Source organism: Pandoraea terrae, assembly GCF_902459695.1.
Taxonomy (GTDB): domain Bacteria; phylum Pseudomonadota; class Gammaproteobacteria; order Burkholderiales; family Burkholderiaceae; genus Pandoraea; species Pandoraea terrae.
Window position 1 is genome coordinate 1 of the sequence record NZ_CABPRZ010000060.1, and the last position, 1,744, is coordinate 1,744.

The window sequence follows — 1,744 nt, forward strand, 5'->3', positions numbered from 1 at the left end:
GGAACCGAAAAACAGTAACAGGTTTGAACTGAAGAGTTTGATCCTGGCTCAGATTGAACGCTGGCGGCATGCCTTACACATGCAAGTCGAACGGCAGCACGGGTGCTTGCACCTGGTGGCGAGTGGCGAACGGGTGAGTAATATATCGGAACGTGCCTTGTAGTGGGGGATAGCTCGGCGAAAGCCGGATTAATACCGCATACGATCTACGGATGAAAGCGGGGGACCTTCGGGCCTCGTGCTATAAGAGCGGCCGATATCAGATTAGCTAGTTGGTGAGGTAAAGGCTCACCAAGGCGACGATCTGTAGCTGGTCTGAGAGGACGACCAGCCACACTGGGACTGAGACACGGCCCAGACTCCTACGGGAGGCAGCAGTGGGGAATTTTGGACAATGGGCGAAAGCCTGATCCAGCAATGCCGCGTGTGTGAAGAAGGCCTTCGGGTTGTAAAGCACTTTTGTTCGGGAAGAAATCCCTTGGGCTAATACCTCGGGGGGATGACGGTACCGGAAGAATAAGCACCGGCTAACTACGTGCCAGCAGCCGCGGTAATACGTAGGGTGCAAGCGTTAATCGGAATTACTGGGCGTAAAGCGTGCGCAGGCGGTTTTGTAAGACGGATGTGAAATCCCCGGGCTTAACCTGGGAACTGCATTCGTGACTGCAAGGCTAGAGTATGGCAGAGGGGGGTAGAATTCCACGTGTAGCAGTGAAATGCGTAGAGATGTGGAGGAATACCGATGGCGAAGGCAGCCCCCTGGGCCAATACTGACGCTCATGCACGAAAGCGTGGGGAGCAAACAGGATTAGATACCCTGGTAGTCCACGCCCTAAACGATGTCAACTAGTTGTTGGGGATTCATTTCCTTAGTAACGAAGCTAACGCGTGAAGTTGACCGCCTGGGGAGTACGGTCGCAAGATTAAAACTCAAAGGAATTGACGGGGACCCGCACAAGCGGTGGATGATGTGGATTAATTCGATGCAACGCGAAAAACCTTACCTACCCTTGACATGTACGGAATCCTGCTGAGAGGTGGGAGTGCTCGAAAGAGAACCGTAACACAGGTGCTGCATGGCTGTCGTCAGCTCGTGTCGTGAGATGTTGGGTTAAGTCCCGCAACGAGCGCAACCCTTGTCCTTAGTTGCTACGCAAGAGCACTCTAGGGAGACTGCCGGTGACAAACCGGAGGAAGGTGGGGATGACGTCAAGTCCTCATGGCCCTTATGGGTAGGGCTTCACACGTCATACAATGGTCGGTACAGAGGGCTGCCAAACCGCGAGGTGGAGCTAACCCCAGAAAACCGATCGTAGTCCGGATCGCAGTCTGCAACTCGACTGCGTGAAGCTGGAATCGCTAGTAATCGCGGATCAGCATGTCGCGGTGAATACGTTCCCGGGTCTTGTACACACCGCCCGTCACACCATGGGAGTGGGTTTTGCCAGAAGTAGGTAGCCTAACCGCAAGGAGGGCGCTTACCACGGCAGGATTCATGACTGGGGTGAAGTCGTAACAAGGTAGCCGTAGGGGAACCTGCGGCTGGATCACCTCCTTTCTAGAGCATGCACTGAAGTTGAGTGTTCACGCTTATCGGTTGTTCCTGCAAGATCTAAGTAGGGTCTGTAGCTCAGGTGGTTAGAGCACCGTCTTGATAAGGCGGGGGTCGAAGGTTCAAGTCCTTCCAGACCCACCAATTCTCCCCATCTGAACGGCACGCCTGATCAGAACGGCAAGCCTCCCA

The 1,744-nt window shown here is 54.4% G+C and carries 1 tRNA gene and 1 rRNA gene; both read left to right on the forward strand.

The window, feature by feature from the left end:
- Nucleotides 1-25: 25 nt before the first annotated feature.
- Nucleotides 26-1,558, forward strand: a 16S ribosomal RNA gene (locus PTE30175_RS27930).
- A 61-nt stretch (nt 1,559-1,619) separates the two neighbouring features.
- Nucleotides 1,620-1,696 (forward strand) — tRNA-Ile (locus PTE30175_RS27935).
- The last annotated feature ends 48 nt before the right edge of the window (nt 1,697-1,744 follow it).